The sequence below is a fragment of the Paenibacillus sp. FSL H8-0457 genome (assembly GCF_038051935.1).
GTDB lineage: Bacteria > Bacillota > Bacilli > Paenibacillales > Paenibacillaceae > Paenibacillus_AQ > Paenibacillus_AQ lautus_A.
The window spans coordinates 1,635,380-1,653,071 of record NZ_CP150293.1 but is presented as its reverse complement, the minus strand read 5'-3'; the positions used below and the strand labels follow the sequence as shown (position 1 = coordinate 1,653,071).

The following is a 17,692-nucleotide window of genomic DNA, read 5'->3' as shown; positions in this document are numbered from 1 at the left end:
AGGTTCGGGAGCTTATTTTTTGCATTCTTAGCCGCTGGCCTTGATTCGTTAATCGCAAGGAAAACATCCTCTATACGCGGTCGGTCTTCTGTGACATAACGTTGATAACGGTTTCCTTAATGTATACTCCGCTATTTCGATTTTCAGTACTTGTCCAACCTGTGATAAAATATGATACAGATTACATGCTTAAGACCTGATAAGGCAAAGCACAGGAGGAGTCAATGATGTTGAAACGCAGAACACGCTGGATGACGGCCCTGCTCGTCATTCTTGGGCTGTTGTTCGTGATGACGGCATGCGGCCAGAATGACAAGGAAACCGAAAGCGGCGCAGGCGGCGGAACAGGTTCGACGAACGGCGCTGCGGCGCCCGAAGCGGAACCGCCGAAGGAAACCGAGGTCAAGCAGAACGTGCCCGACCCGAACGCTAGCCACCCCATCGTCACGATTGAAATGGAGAACGGCAAAACGATAAAGCTTGAGCTTTACCCGGAGGTTGCGCCGAATACGGTGAACAATTTCATCTCCCTGGTGGAACAAGGGTTTTACGATGGCACAGGCTTTCACCGCGTCATCCCCGGCTTCATGATTCAAGGAGGCGATCCTGACGGAAAGGGCACGGGGGGACCCGGCTACGCGATCGCCGGAGAATTTACGTCCAACGGGTTTCAGAATGACCTGAAGCATACGACAGGCGTATTATCCATGGCGCGCGCGCCGGATCCAAACTCCGCCGGTTCGCAATTCTTCATTATGGTCGCGGATGCGCCTTCGCTGGATGCCCAGTACGCCTCCTTCGGTAAGGTCATCGAAGGCATGGAAACGGCTGAGGAAATCGTGGGCTTGGAGCGGGATCAGATGGACAAGCCGCTTGAAGTGCCCGTCATGAAGAAAGTGACGGTCGATACGCTCGGGAAGGATTATCCGGATCCCGAAAAGCAGGAATAGCTTTTTTGGGATAAGCGCTACGGCTCAAGCGTATCAGCGAACCATTTTCCTTCCTCGCTTGTGAATGAGCACAGAATCCGGACGGCTTACCAAACAACATGCGAAAGAGGACCGAAGCACGCTTGAAATATAGCTGCGTTCCGGTCCTCTTTTTTTATAGATTACAGCAGGGTATGGCCTTTACGGACGGGCCGGCTTCTCGATCACGTAAAGGCAGGTGCTGTCCGGCAAAGTTACCGCCTTCCCATCCTCATCCATGAATTCGATGCGGTCAGCCAATGCCTCGGCATATCCTTCCTGAAGATAATGCTGCTGCACGCGGATCAGCGCTTCGGAGCCCAGCGTTCGGCGGATGCACTCCGCATACTGCGTAGGCGTGAAATATCCGAACTGCTCCTGCACTTCATGAACATACGCTTCGGGGCCCCAAGTATAGGTATACAGAAACTCCATCGCATCGTTGACAGGCATGCGCACCTCCGCGTCAGCCAGCTGCTCGTAGGATATGACCCGGCCTTTGAAATCCGAGGCATACCGGTTCAGCCATTCCATGCCGTCGTCCTCAAGGAAACGAATCCTTCTCCAGGTATCCTCGGGCTCGGTCATGATTCCGTCACGGATAATAATGCGACCCCCGGGTGCAAGCACCTCATAGGCACTGAGCAAGGCTGCCTCCACGGTCGCCGTATTGAAGCGCACACCGTCTGTTTCAATGTACGAATACAACTCATGCAGTATCGAGGAGAAGATGACTGTATCGACGCTTCCGGGTTTCACATAGTCCCTGAGATTCAGCGCGTCCCCCTTCAGGACCTCCCATGTTTTGTGCTCCAAACGTTTGCGTTTCTCCAGCGCTTCAATCACGTTCGAGGAGATATCGATCCCGACGGGGCGCGCGTGCGGCAGCCGTTCCTCGATCAGGTCAAGCAGCACGCCTCCACCGGGACCGATATCCAGTACCGCCGTTCCCGTGATATAATCCAGAATCACTTTCTTGTAATCTCCCGTGCTGTTCATATCGTTTAAATAACTCTCTTCGTTATGAAACCGGTCATAAGCATCCCGCCTCAGGCCAAACAGATCAAACAACAGCAGCACTGCCTTCTCGTAGAGCGGGGATTTCTCCGCCTCGATGCAAAAATCGATTAATTTCTCCGCGGCCTGCGAGAATTCGAAGGTAAAGAATACCGTATCCGGCAGCTCCGGCTTTCGTTCGATGCGGTGGCGCAGATGCGGGTTGGCACTCGCCTGCCCGCGGTGGCAAGCCTCCCAATCCGTCTGGCGCAAATATTGCTCGATCATTCTTTTCTTGTACACGTTCAGCTTCTTGACGCCCTTGTAATCGTAATACATATCGTTCATCAGCGGCTCAAAGCTCAGGTGGCTCACCGAATCCGAAGACAATTGATCCTCCGGGCTCTGTTTCTCCGGATGGAGAGCCAGCAGCAATACCTTCACGAACTCTTCCAACGAGAAATCCTGCAGGGCCGCTTCCACATACCAAAGCGTCATGTCCTGAAACCCATGCAGGGCAGCAGGCAGATCCGTCTGCCTCCGAATCTCCTGAAACTGCCTGTCGAAATCTTCTCCCCGGGCAATGGAAGCGGTCCGAAGGCGGCGCAGCCTTTCCTCGTAAGTCCACCGATCCGGGACGCTCCCTTGGGCAAGCTTGCGAATCAGTTGTTTGATTTCCTCCTCAACGGAATGCCATAGCTCCTCCGATACGGCAGCAATGATGCAGTGATTCAAAGGGATCAGCAGCCGGATCAGCTCATCTTCGGTCAGCCGTTCTTCCTCCGTAAGCTTAATCAGCGGCAGGTTTTCCTCGAAGGCGACTTCCCCCCGGATGTGTTGCCCGAGCAGTCCATGGGTAAGTATGAGAGTATGTACCATCTCTTCGTGCGATGACAGGGTTCCCCTGCCTTGCCGGATATGTCTTTCATACAGCTGCGCGGACCCGATATTATGCAGGAACAATTGGATGCCCGACTGCTGCCAGCGAAGGCGTTCCCTCATCGTTCCGCCCTTGGCCGTTTCCGCCCACACCAGGACATCTTCCAGCAGCTCTTTGATCCAATAGGAAACAGGCAGCGAATCCAGTATCTTCAATGTGCGTTCTACATAATCCAGCACGGGGTTGGCATGGGTCAATTGCCCGATGGACGTGATCCGTTCCAGATTGACGATTCGTTCCTCGGCCGATATCAGCTTCAATAGCCATGGATGCGTTCCCGCAGCCGATTCATCCCCCTGACGAAACGCGGTTATGATATTCAGCGCTTGCAGCATAGGTTGTTCCTCCACTTCCTGTTAAAAATGAACAAAGGTTATCTTGGTTTCGCTGCTACGATTATAACAAATTGTTTAGGGTGGATCGCGGGCATTTGGTAGTTGCGGATGGTACAGGGTATACTGGTCAACGAAACCATATTTTTTTATCAATGTGAAGGAGTGAATGTACATGAGCCTGAAAAATAAAACAGCCCTCATCACAGGTGCAGGCAAAGGGATTGGACGCGCCCTGGCCATCGCACTTGCCAAGGAAGGCGTGCACGTTGGACTCGTCGCCCGTACGGCAGCAGACCTGGAGCCGCTTAGCGCCCTGGTTGCCGAGCAATATGGTGTCAGAGCCGTCGCGGCGGTGGCCGACGTTTCCGTGCAGAGCGAGGCAGAGGCTGCTTTCGCGGCGGTAAACATGGAGCTGGGCTCGGTGGACATTCTGATCAACAACGCGGGCATCGCCCAGTTCGGCAACCTGCTGGAAATGGAACCGGAAGCCTGGAAGCGTATCGTCGACGTGAATCTGATGGGGACTTACTATATGACGCGCGCAGCGCTGCCCGGCATGATCGAGCACAACCAAGGAGACATCGTCAACATCTCTTCTACGGCCGGAGAACGCGGATTCGCCACGGGCTCAGCCTATAACGCTTCGAAATTTGCCGTGATGGGACTGACCGAAGCCGTGCTGCAGGAGGTCCGCAAGCACAACATCCGCGTGACGGCGCTGACCCCGAGCACCGTGAACACGGATCTCGCCGTCAATGCCGGCTTGAAGATCGGCGACGAGGACCGGATGATGCAGCCGGAAGACGTAGCCGAGCTAGTGCTGGCTGCGCTCAAGTTGCCGCAGCGCGTATTCGTCAAATCCGCCGGGATTTGGACTACCAACCCGCAATAAGGACGCGCCGACAGACGCGCCCATTGCAATAACCAATTCAAGGGTGTTCCTTGGTCAGGGGCCAAGGAACACCCTTTTTGCGTGCAGCCGGCGTGTAACGCGATGGTCTGCGCCAGTGAATCCTGCGCAAACCTTCCCTCAAAGTTCCGATGAAGTCAAGAACGTTTCGCTTAAAGGCCCGGCAAGATGCGTGTGCTTTGTTCTTTTTTCCATGCGGAATCAAGTGTCAACCATCCGTTGTCATGATATAATGACATGGCGTCATACGCACAGCCAGACCATTACCAAGCTATACTCATGGAAAGAAGATGACAACAGCATGATCGCCGACATTCTACTTGAAGTGGTACTTCCCATCTTTGTCCTGATAGGCTTTGGCATTATTATGCAATATGCCTTTAAGCTCGATTTGTACACACTCGCCAAAATCAACTTTTACTACATTACGCCTGCAGCCGTATTTATGAGTATGTACGAATCCAAGATGTCACCGCAGCTTCTGGGCATGGTGGCGTTATTTTATGCGCTTTATATCGGCGTCCTCTACTTGATCAGCATGCTGGTTGCCAGACAGCGCAAGTTCAACCGGGGGATGAGAGCCGCATTTACCAACAGCCTCCTGCTGGATAATTCGGGAAACTACGGCCTTCCGATCAATGATCTGGCCTTCAAGGGAGATCCGATGGCCGGCTCGGTGCAAGCGCTGATCATGTCTTTTCAAAGCCTCCTTACGTTTACGTACGGAGTTATTTCCATTCAGGGAGCCAAGACGGAGGGATTATACAAACAGGCCATTATCGGATTTCTGAAAATGCCCGTCCCCTATGCCCTCGTCATCGGCATTGTGCTGCATGCCCTGGCCTTGCCGCTTCCGGTCTTTATCTCGCAGCCGCTGACCTATGCGGACCAGTCCATGGTGGCGATCGCCCTGCTGACGCTCGGGGCACAGATTATTAAATATCCGCTGCGCCTGCGCCGGCTCGATGTTTACCTCAGCGTCCTGCTGCGTCTTTTGGTCGCGCCGGCTATCGGCATTCTGATCGTGCTGCTGCTCGGGCTAAAAGGCGTTCCGGCTCAAGCGCTCATCATCGCTTCCGGCATGCCCGTCGGCGTCAATTCGTCCATCCTGGCGGAAGAATATCAGAATGAGCCTGATTTTGCTGCACAAACTGTCCTTATATCGACCATACTAAACGTAATTACGATTACCGGCCTGATCACGCTGGCCAAATTCATAGCCTAAAGACCAACTCTACTCAGCTAGGAGGAATTACATATGAATTTTGATCTTGCGATTGACCGCACCTGCACCAACTGTCAGAAATGGGACAATGTCCCCACCGTCTTCGGCGTGCCGGACGCGCTTCCGATGTGGGTGGCCGACATGGATTTTGCCGCACCATCCGCCGTTGTAGAGGCGCTTCATAAACGGGTGGAGCATGGCGTGTTCGGCTATACGTTCCCGTCCGACTCTTACCGCGAAGCGATTAGCGATTGGATGAAGAAACGCCACAGCTGGAGCATTCAGCAGGAGTGGATTCAATTCTGTCCGGGCGTCGTCCCGGCTCTCAGCCTTATCGTGGATGCGTTCACCGAGCCGGGCGATCAAGTCGTCATCCAGACGCCGGTCTATCCGCCGTTCTACAGCGTCGTTCAGGACCATGGCCGTGAGCTGGTGCATAATCCGCTTCTTCTTAGCGAAGAGGGGGATTACACGATGGATTTCGAGGACCTGGAGAAGAGCTTTTCTACCGGCCATGTCAAAATGATCATTCTGTGCAGTCCGCACAACCCGGTGGGCCGGGTGTGGAGCCGAGCGGAGCTGGATCGTCTGGCTTCCCTCTGCCAGCAATACGACGTGCTTGTCGTATCGGATGAAATCCATGCGGATCTGGTGTTTGAACCCGGCGCGCATACGCCGTTCGCCGCGCTGTCCGAGGATGCCGCTGAGCGTTCCATCATCTGTACGGCTCCTAGCAAGACGTTTAATATCGCCGGCCTGAACACGGCGAACATCATCATCCCGAATGCGCAGCTGCGCAGCAAGTTCCGCAAAATATTGAACCGTTACGCCATCGGCTCCATCACGCCGATGGGTGCGGCCGCCACCGAGGCTGCTTACCGTGAGGGCGAACCGTGGCTGGATGAGCTTCTGGTTTACATCCGCGGGAACATGGAGCTGGTAGCCCAATATGCACAGGAACATCTGCCCGAGCTGAAGGTGGTTATGCCGGAAGCCACCTACCTGTTGTGGATTGATTTCCGCGGCATGGACATGTCCCACGAAGAGCTAAACCGCTTCCTCGTTCAAGAGGCGAAGCTCGGATTGAACAGCGGCGCCGCCTTCGGCAAGGAAGGCGAAGGCTTCATGCGCATGAACCTGGCCTGCACGCGCGCCACCGTTCAGGAGGCGTTGTCCCGCCTGAACAAAGCTGTCGGGGAATGGCGGAAGGCTTAAAAACATACAAGATCCCGGAATGAAATGATAAACGGAGTCAAGCCCAAGGCTGACTCCGTTTATTTTTTTATTTTACGATAACGGCTCTTTTATTAGATAATGATCTAAAATTATTATTGACCATCATCTAACAGTTATGTTTTACTTCTATCTAGAAAGGTGGTTAGATGATGGTGATACAAGAAAACGCTCGAGAGATTCGTTATCGGGATCTGTCATCCCAAAAGGAGTATCTGAAGTTAATGATGGCCAATGCCGTGAACCGGTTCGGCGATTCCATCGACATGATTGCTTTTTCCTTGATGGTATACCAGCTTACCGGTTCCGCCTCATGGGTAGCCGTTATTTTCGGCATCAATGCACTCCCTTCCATCCTGTTTCAGCCCTTTGCAGGCGCCATCGTTGAAAGACTTCACAAGAAAACCATCATGATCCTTGCGGATATCGGACGAGGAGTGATTGTAGGCGTCACTGCCGTCCTGCTTATGCTTGATCTGCTTCAGCCCTGGATTCTGCTTGTGCTTACGTTCATGAATTCCACACTGGAATCCCTTCGCATTCCCGCCGGGTTAGCCATCATTCCCCAAGTGCTTGATAAAGCCTTATATACCCATGGCATATCCTTAAATTCAACCATCAAGAAAATCGTGGAGTTAGCCGGTCTTGGCGCTGCCGCAGCCATCATCGGATTATTCGGCCTTGGGGTGGCTATTTTGATCGACGCCGTCACCTTTTTACTGTCCGCCCTCTTCATTCTGGGCATCAACAGCAAGGAAACATGGCAGCGGAGCCCGATTCGGCTGGATTTGAAAGGCTATCTCCATGCGCTGGCCGAGGGATTCATCTATCTAAAAAAGGCAAAAGTCGTATTCGCCGTCTGCATATTAGGCGGCATCATGGGCATCTTTCTGATTCCCATTAACTCCATGATGGCTCCATACACGACGGGAGTGTTAGGACTGTCCGCCAAGGGGTTGTCCGTTGCTGGCATTTCCTCAACGATCGGTCTTGGCATCGGTGCCTTCTTGTTCCCTTACTTAAGAAAACATTTCTCTGCACGCATTCTGTTCATCACTGGCGGGACGTTCATTGGAATCTGTTATCTGGTATGGTTCTGGATATCGCACTATTCCGGACAAGTCATGCTGACCTATGTCATGTTGGCTTCTACCATGCTGATATTCGGTTTTTTTGCTTCCTTCGTGGAAACAGTGATCGGGGTATCCTTCATGGAACACATTGAGGAATCCTACTTGTCTCGCGCCGGTGCTATTTTTAACGCGATCGCAAGCTCAACCATTCCGCTCGGTTCGCTGATCGTCGCCACCGCGATGACGTTTATAACCCTTGAACAGCTATTTGTCGCTACTGGTATTTTTACAATTATATTGTTTGTTGGTATGCTCTTCATAAACACATTACGCCAGCTGTAAAGGAGTAATCCCATGAACATAACGGTATTGGCAAGGCCGGATATTCTCCGTGAATGCATCGAATTGCTCTATCGGTATACGAATCATGAAGACACCCGGTCCGTGAAGAATGAACTCACGATGAAATATAATCTGGACTCGCCGGACCTATTGCGAACCTTCGACCCCATCATCGAGATAGGAGAGCTGGTTTACGGCCAACTGGAAGCAGCGCCTGATCGCATGGCTTTTTTCTTCGAAAGCCGGGGACAAGCGGGGTGGTGCTGCGCCAAGCTGCTATTGGATGAATATCTCCGCTCAGCGGGTACGAATGCGAATATTCTTCGGCTATCCCCTGTCATGCAGGATGAACGGCGGCGCAAATACGCGGAGTCTCTCTTCCGATTATTTATGGGGGATGCCGAAAGCCACGTATGCCCATCGACTCATACCGATGCCGATCTGACCAACATGATTGACGGACTCGAACTGGACGTTCAGGAGAAATGGACACTACATCTCTTATATCAGAACTTTGATATGTACATGCAGGAATTGCAGAGCATCCTTGAACAGGCCGTGACCCTGTACGAGGAACAATTGCCCTTGCTAGAACCTCTGCTGGAGCGCTTTGCGGAAAGATACCATCAGGTGGTTCAAACCGAACCGCTGGAGTACATCAATAACCGATTCCAAATCCACCTCATGGATGATAAGGAAATCCGAATCGTTCCGCAAATCATGGGTTTCAATATGGTCACGCTCCATCCACAACAAAACGAGAATTCAATAGAAACGCTTTATATCGGCATTCTCTTTGAAGCTCTTCAAGAAGCGGTTAGCCGGGTCATCTCCGACGAGAAGATATGCAAAACGTTGAAAATGCTGAGCGATGCCAGCAAATTTGCAATTCTGAAGTCGATTTACCGTGAGCCGGCATACGGTTCGGAACTGGCCGACCGGCTGAATCTAACCACGGCTACCATCTCGCATCATATGAACGCACTTATACACCAGGGGTTTGTCATGATGGAAAAGCGGGCAAACCGCATCTACTACCGAATGAATCGGACGGCTGTCGAGACTTACCTGGAACAGCTGCGATCCAGCTTATTGCAGCAGGAATGAGCAGTCGTCCTTGCATGCCCGGTACGGGATTTATCCTCTCCGCATAAGGAAAAAGAAGGGTGAGCCAAGGTCTCTCCTTTGGCTCACCCTTCTTATGCAACTCTTTCTCTTCCACAGCCGTTAGTCGCTTCGCCAAACGCAAATAGCTGTTGAGCGAACTCTTTTCCGTCTGTATGCTACTGCAAACGCTTCGCCAAATATTCGCCGTTTGCCTTCAGCATGGGATAGGCTTTGCCGGATACCGCCCCGCTCTCCTTATGGCTCTCAAGCAATTTCATAAAGCCGTCCATGTGGTGGGCCGCCTGCTGCTTGTTCCCCTTCTCTTCGAAGCGGATGACCGAATCCAGGTGCGCCGTAAGCGAGCGGGCAGCCCCATGGTTCGCAAACCCGCCTCCTTGCTCCAACTGATCGACCAGACGTTTCAGGTGCAGGGAGCTTGTATTCTCCAGCTGGTACGTTCCTGTAACAAACTGATACAACCAGTCATACATAATCCGGATATCCGGATCCTGGCTTGCCGCTGCATCTCTTAACACAGGCCCGGAGCCTTTGTAATACGCTTTGAAGGTATCGTTCATATAACCATACTTCACGCCGCCATCCAGGTACCCCTTATACCGGTTGCGGAATACTTCGTCGGTCAGCATCCGTCCGTCAAACTCGATCTCGACGCCCATCCCGAATCGTTTGGCCGTGTATGCGGCATCGTCCAGGCGCTCGCTGCTCATGTCTTCAAAGAAATAGTTCGGCTGGAACGCGACCGCGTCGAATCCGACCTCTTCCCACATATAACTCTTATAGGCCAAGAAATGAGGAATCCAGAAGGACTTTAAGCCTTCGCCGTGAATTTGGCCGTTCACGTATTTCAGCATATCCGGACCGGAAGCGCTCGTGCTTACCTGTTCGGACAGCCAGTATAAACCGACAAGCTCCAGATTGGAATAATGGTTAGCCTCCCACCGCTGCAGCACTTCGTCCATCCACCAGCGGATCGCCTTTTGCCTGTTCGCCATGGCCGACTCCTCGCCAACGGCCCCGGCGTTAAAATTTTCGGAGATTCCATCTCCGTCCACGTCACCGAAGTCGGTCAGATACTCGCCCGTATCCGGGATCATCACGACGACCTTGGTTTTATGGTCAGGCTGCCCCAGCTTGGCTCCCACCTCCTTGGTGGCTTCATTGAGCTGGTGCATCTCGCCGTCCGCATCAAAAGTCTTGTCGAGGTACCACTTCCAGTCCTGCAGGTTCGCGCCGCCGCCAAAGTCGCGACCATCCGGGGATATCAACCCAAGCGTAAGCACGCCGTCAAAAAACCAATCCACCGGCTCCCCGTTCTGGTCCACGTAGCTGATCTGAGGAATGATCTCCTCTTTGCTCCAGTCTCCATCCCCATTGGCATAATGACCATTGTATAGAAGGGACAAATCATGAATGCCGGCCGTAGCCTCTCCCGGCTGTAAATATTTAAATTCTTGCGGCGGAAGCTGCACCGCCCCAGCGGCTTTGCCATCAGTCCCCATGATCTCGATTTCGTCGATGAAGGTCCAGGCCCTTGTATGCATGGTGAAGCTTACCTTCACATAACGCGCGTAAGCGAACTCCCCATCTTCGAAGCCCGGCACGCCATCGGTCTGGCTATCCCAAGCGTACGTTTCGTCTACGGGCGGACCGTCCACCCATAACGTCTGGGTCGCTTTATTCGTCAAGTTCGCCCAATGAACATTATCGTCCGAGACATACATCGAAACCGTTAGCGGAAACAGAATCGCCGAGCCAGGCCAATCCTGCAGAAAACGCGCGTTGATGCCCGAGATGGATTTGGCCTCGCCAAGATCAAATACGACCTCACGCGTCTTCTTGCGTATATGACCGACCCATGCGGGATCCAGTACATTCCGCGTTCCATGTATTCCGTCGTTCAGTTTATGGCCAGGGTCGGGATAATTGGCTTCCGGGGCCTCCGACCACGAGTAGGTTGCATTTCTTGCCAGGTTTCGCACCTCCGATTGAGCCTCATCAGCATAAGCGAAAGGAATGATCGAGAACATCATGGCCACAATCATGGCTAACGATACCCGTTGTTTCATAGAACGCATATAAATTAACCTCCTCTTATCATGCTTCCTGATCTTCGCCGGTTTTCACCGGACTTCAGCCTTACGAACTCCAGCAATCGTGGGCCGGCGCCGTAACTCGCGCCATTGCCATGGTTTCGTCATCTCACCCCCTTCCAGTCATGGTCTGCCTTCATGCCTCCAATCCTATATTCAAACCCCCCTGCCCTTTCCTTCGTTCAGATCCACCTGCGCTTCAATCGATTTCCGATATCGTTCGGTTATATCCTGGGGACGCGTAATTGCGCTACCTACCACGACAAACCGGGCACCCGCATTCAGAGCCTGAATCATGTCGTCCGCACTGGCAAACCTGCCTTCGGCTATAACCGGCAGCCGCGTTTCCTGAACCAGCCTTGCGACCAGCCCGATGTCGGGTTTCGTACTTTCCGGACTGTAGGCTGTATACCCCGACAGCGTTGTGGAAATATAATGTACGCCCAAATCGGCCGCATACAGCCCTTCCTCCAAGGTAGAAACATCCGCCATCACATGGATTCCCCGACGAATCAGCTCATCGACTACCTCTTTCAATTTGTTCCCATCCGGTCTCGGTCTCCGCGTCCCGTCCATAGCTACGATATCGGCGCCTGCCTCATGGACGGCTAAAGCATCCTCAAGGGTTGGCGTAATGTAAACGGGATAACCTTCGATCTGCCGTTTCAGCAGCCCGATGACCGGCACGCTCACCGCCGCTTTAATCGCCGCTATATCAGCCGTTCCATTGGCCCGGATCCCGATGGCTCCTCCCAGCACGGCCGCTTTCGCCATTTCAACCATATGCTGCGGTCCAAACAGCGGCTCTCCCTCATACGCCTGACAAGACACCACTAATCCTCTATCTGTAATCATCCGCCTCATATTTAGCTCCTACATCTGGTTTAGTATAAATTTGCGTCATCCTTTGTTTACTTCAACCCCGTAATCGTGATACCTTCGATAAACTTCTTCTGGACGAAGAAGTATAGAACGATGATGGGAATCGTAAACAGCGTAGCGGCTGCCATTAAAGGCCCCCACGCCACCCCATTCTCCCGAATAAATTGCTTCAGGCCGATGGACAGGGTCCATGTTTCCTGATCGTTCAAGTAAATCAACGCTCCCTGGAAATCGCCCCATGCGCCCAGAAACGTAAACAGGCCGATTGTCAGAAGGGCCGGTTTGGCAAGCGGCAGCACGATTTGGGCGTAGATGCGAAACTCCGACGCGCCGTCGATTTTGGCTGATTCGGTGAGCTCCATCGGAATTCCGTTAAAAAACTGCCGGATCAGGAACACATTGTACGCCATTCCCGTCCCAAACCACGCCGACAGCACCAGCGGCCAGTTGGAATTCAGCAGGTTGACCTTGTTGAATACGACATACAGCGGAATCATCGTTACCTGCATAGGGAGCATCAGCGTGCTGAGCATCAGGATAAACAGCATGTTTCGGCCTTTAAATTGAATTCTCGAAAAGCCGTACGCGACCAGCGGCGACAAAATCACGACGCCTGCAACGCTCATCAAGGCAATCACGACGGTGTTCCAAGTGTACTTGATGAACGGAATCATGTTGACCGCGTTCACGTAGTTATCCCATATCCATTCCGTCGGAATCCATTGGATGGGAATGACGAAGATTTCCTCCTCGGTCTTAAAGGTGGTCAGCAGCAGCCAGGCGAAGGGCGCCAGAAACAGCAGACCCACGAGGATTAACAGCAGATGCGGGATGATCTTTCGGCCGATGAATGCTTCGTTCATTATTTTTCACCTCCATAGAAGACCCACTTGCTGGATGTTTTGAAGATTAACAGGGTCAGCAGCAGCACGATGATAAACAAGATCCAGGCCATCGCCGAGGCGTATCCCATCTTCAGGAACATGAAGGCGTTCTGGAACAAATAAATCGCATAGAACAAAATCGAGTTCCCCGGCCCGCCAATGGCCTGATTGCTTGATTCCGCAAACACGTAGCCTTGGGAAAAATATTGAAAGGAGCCGATCAGCCCCATAATGAGCTGGAAGAAGGTCATGGGCGAGATGGCCGGCAACGTGATATGCCAGAACTTATGCCACTTGTTCGCACCGTCAATGGAAGCGGCCTCATAATACATTTTGGGCACTTCCTGCAGCGCCGCCAAATACATGATGGTGATCGTCCCGGTCCCCCAGAAACCCATCATAATCAGCGACGGTTTGGTCCAGTTCTCGTCCATCAGCCAATTCGGTTCCGGCAGGCCGATCGCGCCCAGCATCTGGTTCACCAAACCATATTGCGCGTTCAACAGCCAAATCCACAGCAAGGATCCCGCTACGGCCGGGACCAGCGTTGGCAGGAAATAAATCGTCCGGTACAGGGACAGTCCCTTGACGCTCTGGTTTAGCAGCAGGGCAATGCCCAGCGCGTACGCAAGTTGGGGGAAAAATCCGAACAAAGCCATGAATGCGGTGTTGTACAGGGATGAGAACATTTTGCCGTCTTGGGTCATCTCCACATAATTGTCCAGGCCGACCCATTGGGGCGAGGTAAACAGGTTATACTCCGTGAAGCTGTAATACAATGACGTGATAATCGGATAGAGCTGGAAGACCAGGAAGCCGAATATCCATGGACTCAAAAACAAAAGTCCGATGATCAGCCGTTTTCTTTCCCTGCTCTTCATTCCGCTCCGGGGTTCCAAACGTTCCATGTGACCTTTTCACCTCCAAGTAAAAAACAACAACCTGCAGGGAGCGGCCAGCCTGCCTATCGTACTCGCCGCTCCTGCATCATCAAGATTATTTTTTGTCCGCGATCGGCTGCATTTTGCTCACGACATTATCCATCGCTTCCTGAGCGCTTATCTGTCCTTTGAGCGCCTTCTCCGTTTCTTCATTCAAGGTCTGCAAGTATTCGTTAATGTAAATGCTGTTTGGGAAGCCCTTCAAATTAGGATTTTTCGCACTTTCATAATAGTCCCAAAGTTCCTTCACCTCTTGGTTCTCCGTCAGCTTCGGATTATCAAGCGCTTTCATTAGAACGGGGATGGAGCCGCTCTGGATGCTGTATTCAATCTGAACGTCCTCACCGAGCAGGTACTGCATCACCTTCCACGCCTCTTCCTGATGCTTCGCCTTGGATGGAATGAACATGGCGATTGGACTAACCATGCCGGAGCCTTTAAGATCAGGGTTGGCTGCTGGGTAAGGGAATGGCGCTACGCCGACTTCCTTGCCTTCGCCGCGATGCTCGACATACCAGTTCTCCCAGCCGATAATCATGGCCAGCTTGCCGGTCAGGATCGGATCCTGCGGAGTTTCGAGACCGCCCATGCCCGATTTGAATTTATCGATGCTCTCCTGCCCGAATTCCTTATAATAATTCACTTGATAATCAATGGCCTTTACATTCGCTTCCTGGTTCGCGGTCAGCTTCCCGTTGCCGTCGTCCCATGAGCCGTTGAAGATGATCGGCCAAAACACGTTATCGATCCAAGGGTAATCCGGTATAAAGCCCATCTGCGTTATATTTCCTTTATCGTCCTTCTTGGTCAGCTTCTTCGAATATTCGAACAGATCTTCGAGCGTCTCCGGCGGAGCCGTGAGTCCTGCTTCCTCGAACGCCTTTTTGTTGTAAAACAATTTATTGGCCATGCTCATGGAAATCGGGAACCCGAAGACATCATTGTTGACCTTCATGCGATCCAGCGCCGCAGGAATGATCTGGCTGGTGTCGAATCCGTCCCGTTTGATGAATTCCTCCAGCGACTGCACCGCACCGGCAGCAGACCAAGGTCCGATGTTATTCCACTGCGTTACGATGAGATCCGGAGCGCTGCCCCCCGAAATCGCGGTTAGTTGTTTCTGATGATCCTGGTTGCTGAGTGTCTTGACTACGATGTCGTCCTGGCTTTCATTGAATTTCGCTACAGCATCCTCAATCGGCTTCGCGTTTTCTGCTGTGGCAGAACTCCATAATTGAATTTCAACCTTGCCGTCCTGGCCGGCCTTGCCGCCAGTGCCGCCCGCTCCGGAGCATGCGCTTAATACGGTGGAGAAGGCTAAGAGCAGCATAAGCAAAACGTGAAACGACTTCTTTCTATAGTGCTTCTTCAAATGACTCACCCTCCAACATTTCATGGTTTTATAATTTCATATCTGAAGAAAAATTCCTTCTAAACAGAAATTAATGGATAATTATTCTTTCGTCAATCCTTAATTTTCTGATTTTTGTTTTTGTCCGGACATAAAAAAAGCAAGGATTATAATCATAATCCTTGCTGCATCTAGGATATTTCATGATAAACACGCCTAGATCAACATTAAAAATATTTTTTAGTTATTTTAATTATTTTGGAGAAATGATCCACCTATATGACGTATTGCATACATTCCATCTCACCGTAAAACCATACTTGGGCCGCCGCTCCTATAACGCCGGCGTCATTGCCAAAACTCGCAGCCATAATCCGGCAGCAGCTTCTCATATACGAAGACGTTCGAGCATCGATTTCCTGATCGAGCTCCTGCAAAAAACGGGGACCGGACTCCGCAACTCCGCCTCCGATCACAACGACCTCCGGATTAAAGGCATGAATATACCCGGCAACAGCAGCTCCCAGCGCCCGGATGACCACCCGCATGACCGCCGTGGCGGATGGATCATCCTGATGCCAAGCCCGAATAATATCCCGGGAATTAGGCCTCCATGCATATGAAGCGCTTTCATCCCTTTGCATTTCAAGACCTATTCTGGCAATCCCGCTTCCGGAGGCATACAGCTCGATGCATCCGTTATTTCCGCAGCTGCAGCGAGGGCCGTTAATGTCAACACTAACATGGCCGAGCTCCGCCGCCCCGCCAAAGACGCCTCGCAGAAGGCGTCCTGATTCCATGACGGCACCGCCGATGCCGGTGCCAAGAGCCAAGCACACAAAATTATCGCAGTGTTTGCCAACCCCGTACATCTTCTCCGCCATCGCAATGACATTGACATCATTGTCCACATACACACGAGTGTTATAACGCTGTGTTACCAGCCGTTTAATTGCCGTCCCTGTCCAGTCGGGAAGCGTATCTCCCGCGTATAGAACGGTCCCTTCCCGAAAATCGATCTGGCCTGCGCTGCCGATTCCGATCCCTTGCACCTCTCCCTCAGCGCCGGCCGATTTCATCATCATGTCGATGCCAAGCAGCACTTTGTGCATAAGCTGCTCTGGACCTTTATGGGCCTCGGTTGGCACCCGATGCCGGTTTATGATCTCCCCCCCTCGATCGATGACCGCAAATTGGACTTTCGTCCCCCCAATATCAACGCCGATGGCGTAACCCATAACAAGGTAACACTCCCTTCTGTGATCCTTAAAAAACGAACGAAAGATCACCCCGCTTTCGCCGATAATGAATAATGTGAATCGATTCAAGGAATCGATTCACTAGTACAGCTTATCCGCAACGGAACTTGCGGTTTTTTTCAACGATTCCGAGGCATCCTCTTTTTTCATCGTTAAGAGCGTTGTAAGAATGTTCAGCATATACGTCTGCATGAATTTTGTCGCCAGTGCCCCGCCCTCGGTCGGCATTTCCCGGGAAGACACGAGCAGCACCGTATCTGCGTATGTGGCAATCGGGGAGCGCAGGTGCCCGGTCAAGCAGATGACGTCCGCTCCATTCTTCTTCGCTTCCTTCACCGGATCCACCAGGTCGCGCGTGCTTCCGGAAGTGGATATGGCGAATACGAGATCGCCCTTCTTGACCAATGAAGCGGACATGGCAATAATATGCGAATCCCGGTGCGCTTCCACATTGAGTCCCAGCCTCATCAGCTGATAATGCAAATCCAGGGCGGTTATGCCTGAAGAGCCTACGCCATAGACATACACTTTGTTTGCGGCCAGCAGTTTATCAACCGCCATCCTCAGATTGTCGGCATTCACCAGATCCAGCGTATTCTTCAGTAAAATTTCATGCTGCATCGTCAGCTTGCGAGCCACCGTCATCAGGTCGTCCTGCTCATCGATAGAGGTATCGACTACGGATGGGGGACGATCCACCAAGTCCTGTGCAACGGATAGCTTGAACTCATGAAATCCCCGGAACCCCAGCTTGCGGCAGAATCGAATGACGGAGGTCTCTCCGACCCCTGCTTTCTCGGACAGATCCGTAACGGTGGCAAGGACCGTTTCCTCGGGGAAACCTTTTACGTAATCAGCCACTTTTTTCTCCGTCTTGGTCAGGGAAGAATAAATGCTTGATATCATCAGCAGCGTATTGGATTGATTCAGTCTTGGGCCTACTCTTGCCATTCCACATCCCTCATTTCTCTCTATCTGGATAAAAAAGAATATTTTCTCCTTAATTATATATTAAAAAAGAGTTTTCTTTCAACAACAAAAAAGAAGCTGTCAGCATCCTTATGGATCGGATACTGCAGCTTCCATCATGATTTCGTTGCATTAAGAAAAATTCTGTCCCACGCATCCTCTTCAA

General features: G+C 52.0%; 14 protein-coding genes. 6 read left to right on the top strand and 8 right to left on the bottom strand.

Annotated elements, in window-relative coordinates; all coding sequences use genetic code 11:
- Nucleotides 1–227: 227 nt before the first annotated feature.
- A complete protein-coding gene (locus tag MHI43_RS07005) occupies nt 228–950 on the top strand; it encodes a peptidylprolyl isomerase (RefSeq protein ID WP_036662507.1) in 723 nt (240 codons plus the stop codon).
- Nucleotides 951–1,130: 180 nt separating this feature from the next.
- On the opposite strand, the gene MHI43_RS07000 is transcribed toward MHI43_RS07005, so the two are convergent.
- Nucleotides 1,131–3,239 (bottom strand): class I SAM-dependent methyltransferase, encoded by a 2,109-nt coding sequence (locus MHI43_RS07000; RefSeq protein ID WP_015733910.1) that lies wholly within the window; start codon nt 3,237–3,239, stop codon nt 1,131–1,133.
- A gap of 172 nt (nt 3,240–3,411) precedes the next feature.
- On the opposite strand from MHI43_RS07000, the gene MHI43_RS06995 reads away from it, so the two are divergent.
- The 5 genes from MHI43_RS06995 to MHI43_RS06975 all read left to right on the top strand — a co-directional run bounded on the left by MHI43_RS06995 (nt 3,412) and on the right by MHI43_RS06975 (nt 9,129).
- A complete protein-coding gene (locus MHI43_RS06995; protein WP_015733909.1) occupies nt 3,412–4,131 on the top strand; it encodes a 3-ketoacyl-ACP reductase in 720 nt (239 codons plus the stop codon).
- 319 nt (nt 4,132–4,450) lie between these two features.
- Nucleotides 4,451–5,374 carry an AEC family transporter gene (locus MHI43_RS06990; protein ID WP_015733908.1) on the top strand — a complete coding sequence of 308 codons (924 nt, stop codon included), beginning with the start codon at nt 4,451–4,453 and terminating at the stop codon, nt 5,372–5,374.
- 33 nt (nt 5,375–5,407) lie between these two features.
- On the top strand, nt 5,408–6,589 hold the full coding sequence (locus MHI43_RS06985; protein WP_015733907.1) for a MalY/PatB family protein: 1,182 nt from the start codon (nt 5,408–5,410) through the stop codon (nt 6,587–6,589).
- Nucleotides 6,590–6,759: 170 nt separating this feature from the next.
- Nucleotides 6,760–8,022 carry an MFS transporter gene (locus tag MHI43_RS06980; protein ID WP_036662504.1) on the top strand — a complete coding sequence of 421 codons (1,263 nt, stop codon included), beginning with the start codon at nt 6,760–6,762 and terminating at the stop codon, nt 8,020–8,022.
- A 12-nt stretch (nt 8,023–8,034) separates the two neighbouring features.
- Nucleotides 8,035–9,129 carry a metalloregulator ArsR/SmtB family transcription factor gene (locus tag MHI43_RS06975; RefSeq protein ID WP_036662501.1) on the top strand — a complete coding sequence of 365 codons (1,095 nt, stop codon included), beginning with the start codon at nt 8,035–8,037 and terminating at the stop codon, nt 9,127–9,129.
- Between the two features lie 176 nt (nt 9,130–9,305).
- Here MHI43_RS06975 and MHI43_RS06970 read toward each other — a convergent pair whose 3' ends face one another.
- The 7 genes from MHI43_RS06970 to MHI43_RS06940 all read right to left on the bottom strand — a co-directional run bounded on the left by MHI43_RS06970 (nt 9,306) and on the right by MHI43_RS06940 (nt 17,508).
- Nucleotides 9,306–11,225 (bottom strand): DUF4855 domain-containing protein, encoded by a 1,920-nt coding sequence (locus MHI43_RS06970; RefSeq protein WP_036662498.1) that lies wholly within the window; start codon nt 11,223–11,225, stop codon nt 9,306–9,308.
- A gap of 171 nt (nt 11,226–11,396) precedes the next feature.
- Entirely contained in the window at nt 11,397–12,104 is a 708-nt protein-coding gene (locus tag MHI43_RS06965; protein ID WP_036662496.1) for an N-acetylmannosamine-6-phosphate 2-epimerase, read from the bottom strand.
- Between the two features lie 47 nt (nt 12,105–12,151).
- A complete protein-coding gene (locus MHI43_RS06960) occupies nt 12,152–12,985 on the bottom strand; it encodes a carbohydrate ABC transporter permease (protein WP_036662493.1) in 834 nt (277 codons plus the stop codon).
- Nucleotides 12,985–13,914 (bottom strand): sugar ABC transporter permease, encoded by a 930-nt coding sequence (locus tag MHI43_RS06955; protein ID WP_036662491.1) that lies wholly within the window; start codon nt 13,912–13,914, stop codon nt 12,985–12,987. Before MHI43_RS06955 ends, MHI43_RS06960 begins: the two co-directional genes overlap by 1 nt.
- Nucleotides 13,915–14,002: 88 nt before the next feature.
- Entirely contained in the window at nt 14,003–15,319 is a 1,317-nt protein-coding gene (locus MHI43_RS06950) for an ABC transporter substrate-binding protein (RefSeq protein ID WP_036662489.1), read from the bottom strand.
- A gap of 254 nt (nt 15,320–15,573) precedes the next feature.
- On the bottom strand, nt 15,574–16,626 hold the full coding sequence (locus MHI43_RS06945; RefSeq protein WP_341283244.1) for an ROK family protein: 1,053 nt from the start codon (nt 16,624–16,626) through the stop codon (nt 15,574–15,576).
- Nucleotides 16,627–16,638: 12 nt separating this feature from the next.
- Nucleotides 16,639–17,508, bottom strand: coding sequence for a MurR/RpiR family transcriptional regulator (locus tag MHI43_RS06940; protein ID WP_036662487.1), 870 nt, complete (start codon nt 17,506–17,508; stop codon nt 16,639–16,641).
- Nucleotides 17,509–17,692 lie beyond the last annotated feature (184 nt).

What these genes read in the sequence shown, in the direction of transcription:
- MHI43_RS06965 (WP_036662496.1), bottom strand. Translation starts at nt 12,104, where the DNA reads ATGAGGCGGATGATTACAGATAGAGGATTAGTGGTGTCTTGTCAGGCG.
- MHI43_RS06980 (WP_036662504.1), top strand. Translation starts at nt 6,760, where the DNA reads ATGGTGATACAAGAAAACGCTCGAGAGATTCGTTATCGGGATCTGTCA.
- MHI43_RS06955 (WP_036662491.1), bottom strand. Translation starts at nt 13,914, where the DNA reads ATGGAACGTTTGGAACCCCGGAGCGGAATGAAGAGCAGGGAAAGAAAA.
- MHI43_RS07005 (WP_036662507.1), top strand. Translation starts at nt 228, where the DNA reads ATGTTGAAACGCAGAACACGCTGGATGACGGCCCTGCTCGTCATTCTT.
- MHI43_RS06940 (WP_036662487.1), bottom strand. Translation starts at nt 17,508, where the DNA reads ATGGCAAGAGTAGGCCCAAGACTGAATCAATCCAATACGCTGCTGATG.
- MHI43_RS06960 (WP_036662493.1), bottom strand. Translation starts at nt 12,985, where the DNA reads ATGAACGAAGCATTCATCGGCCGAAAGATCATCCCGCATCTGCTGTTA.
- MHI43_RS06990 (WP_015733908.1), top strand. Translation starts at nt 4,451, where the DNA reads ATGATCGCCGACATTCTACTTGAAGTGGTACTTCCCATCTTTGTCCTG.
- MHI43_RS06985 (WP_015733907.1), top strand. Translation starts at nt 5,408, where the DNA reads ATGAATTTTGATCTTGCGATTGACCGCACCTGCACCAACTGTCAGAAA.
- MHI43_RS06970 (WP_036662498.1), bottom strand. Translation starts at nt 11,225, where the DNA reads ATGCGTTCTATGAAACAACGGGTATCGTTAGCCATGATTGTGGCCATG.
- MHI43_RS07000 (WP_015733910.1), bottom strand. Translation starts at nt 3,239, where the DNA reads ATGCTGCAAGCGCTGAATATCATAACCGCGTTTCGTCAGGGGGATGAA.
- MHI43_RS06995 (WP_015733909.1), top strand. Translation starts at nt 3,412, where the DNA reads ATGAGCCTGAAAAATAAAACAGCCCTCATCACAGGTGCAGGCAAAGGG.
- MHI43_RS06975 (WP_036662501.1), top strand. Translation starts at nt 8,035, where the DNA reads ATGAACATAACGGTATTGGCAAGGCCGGATATTCTCCGTGAATGCATC.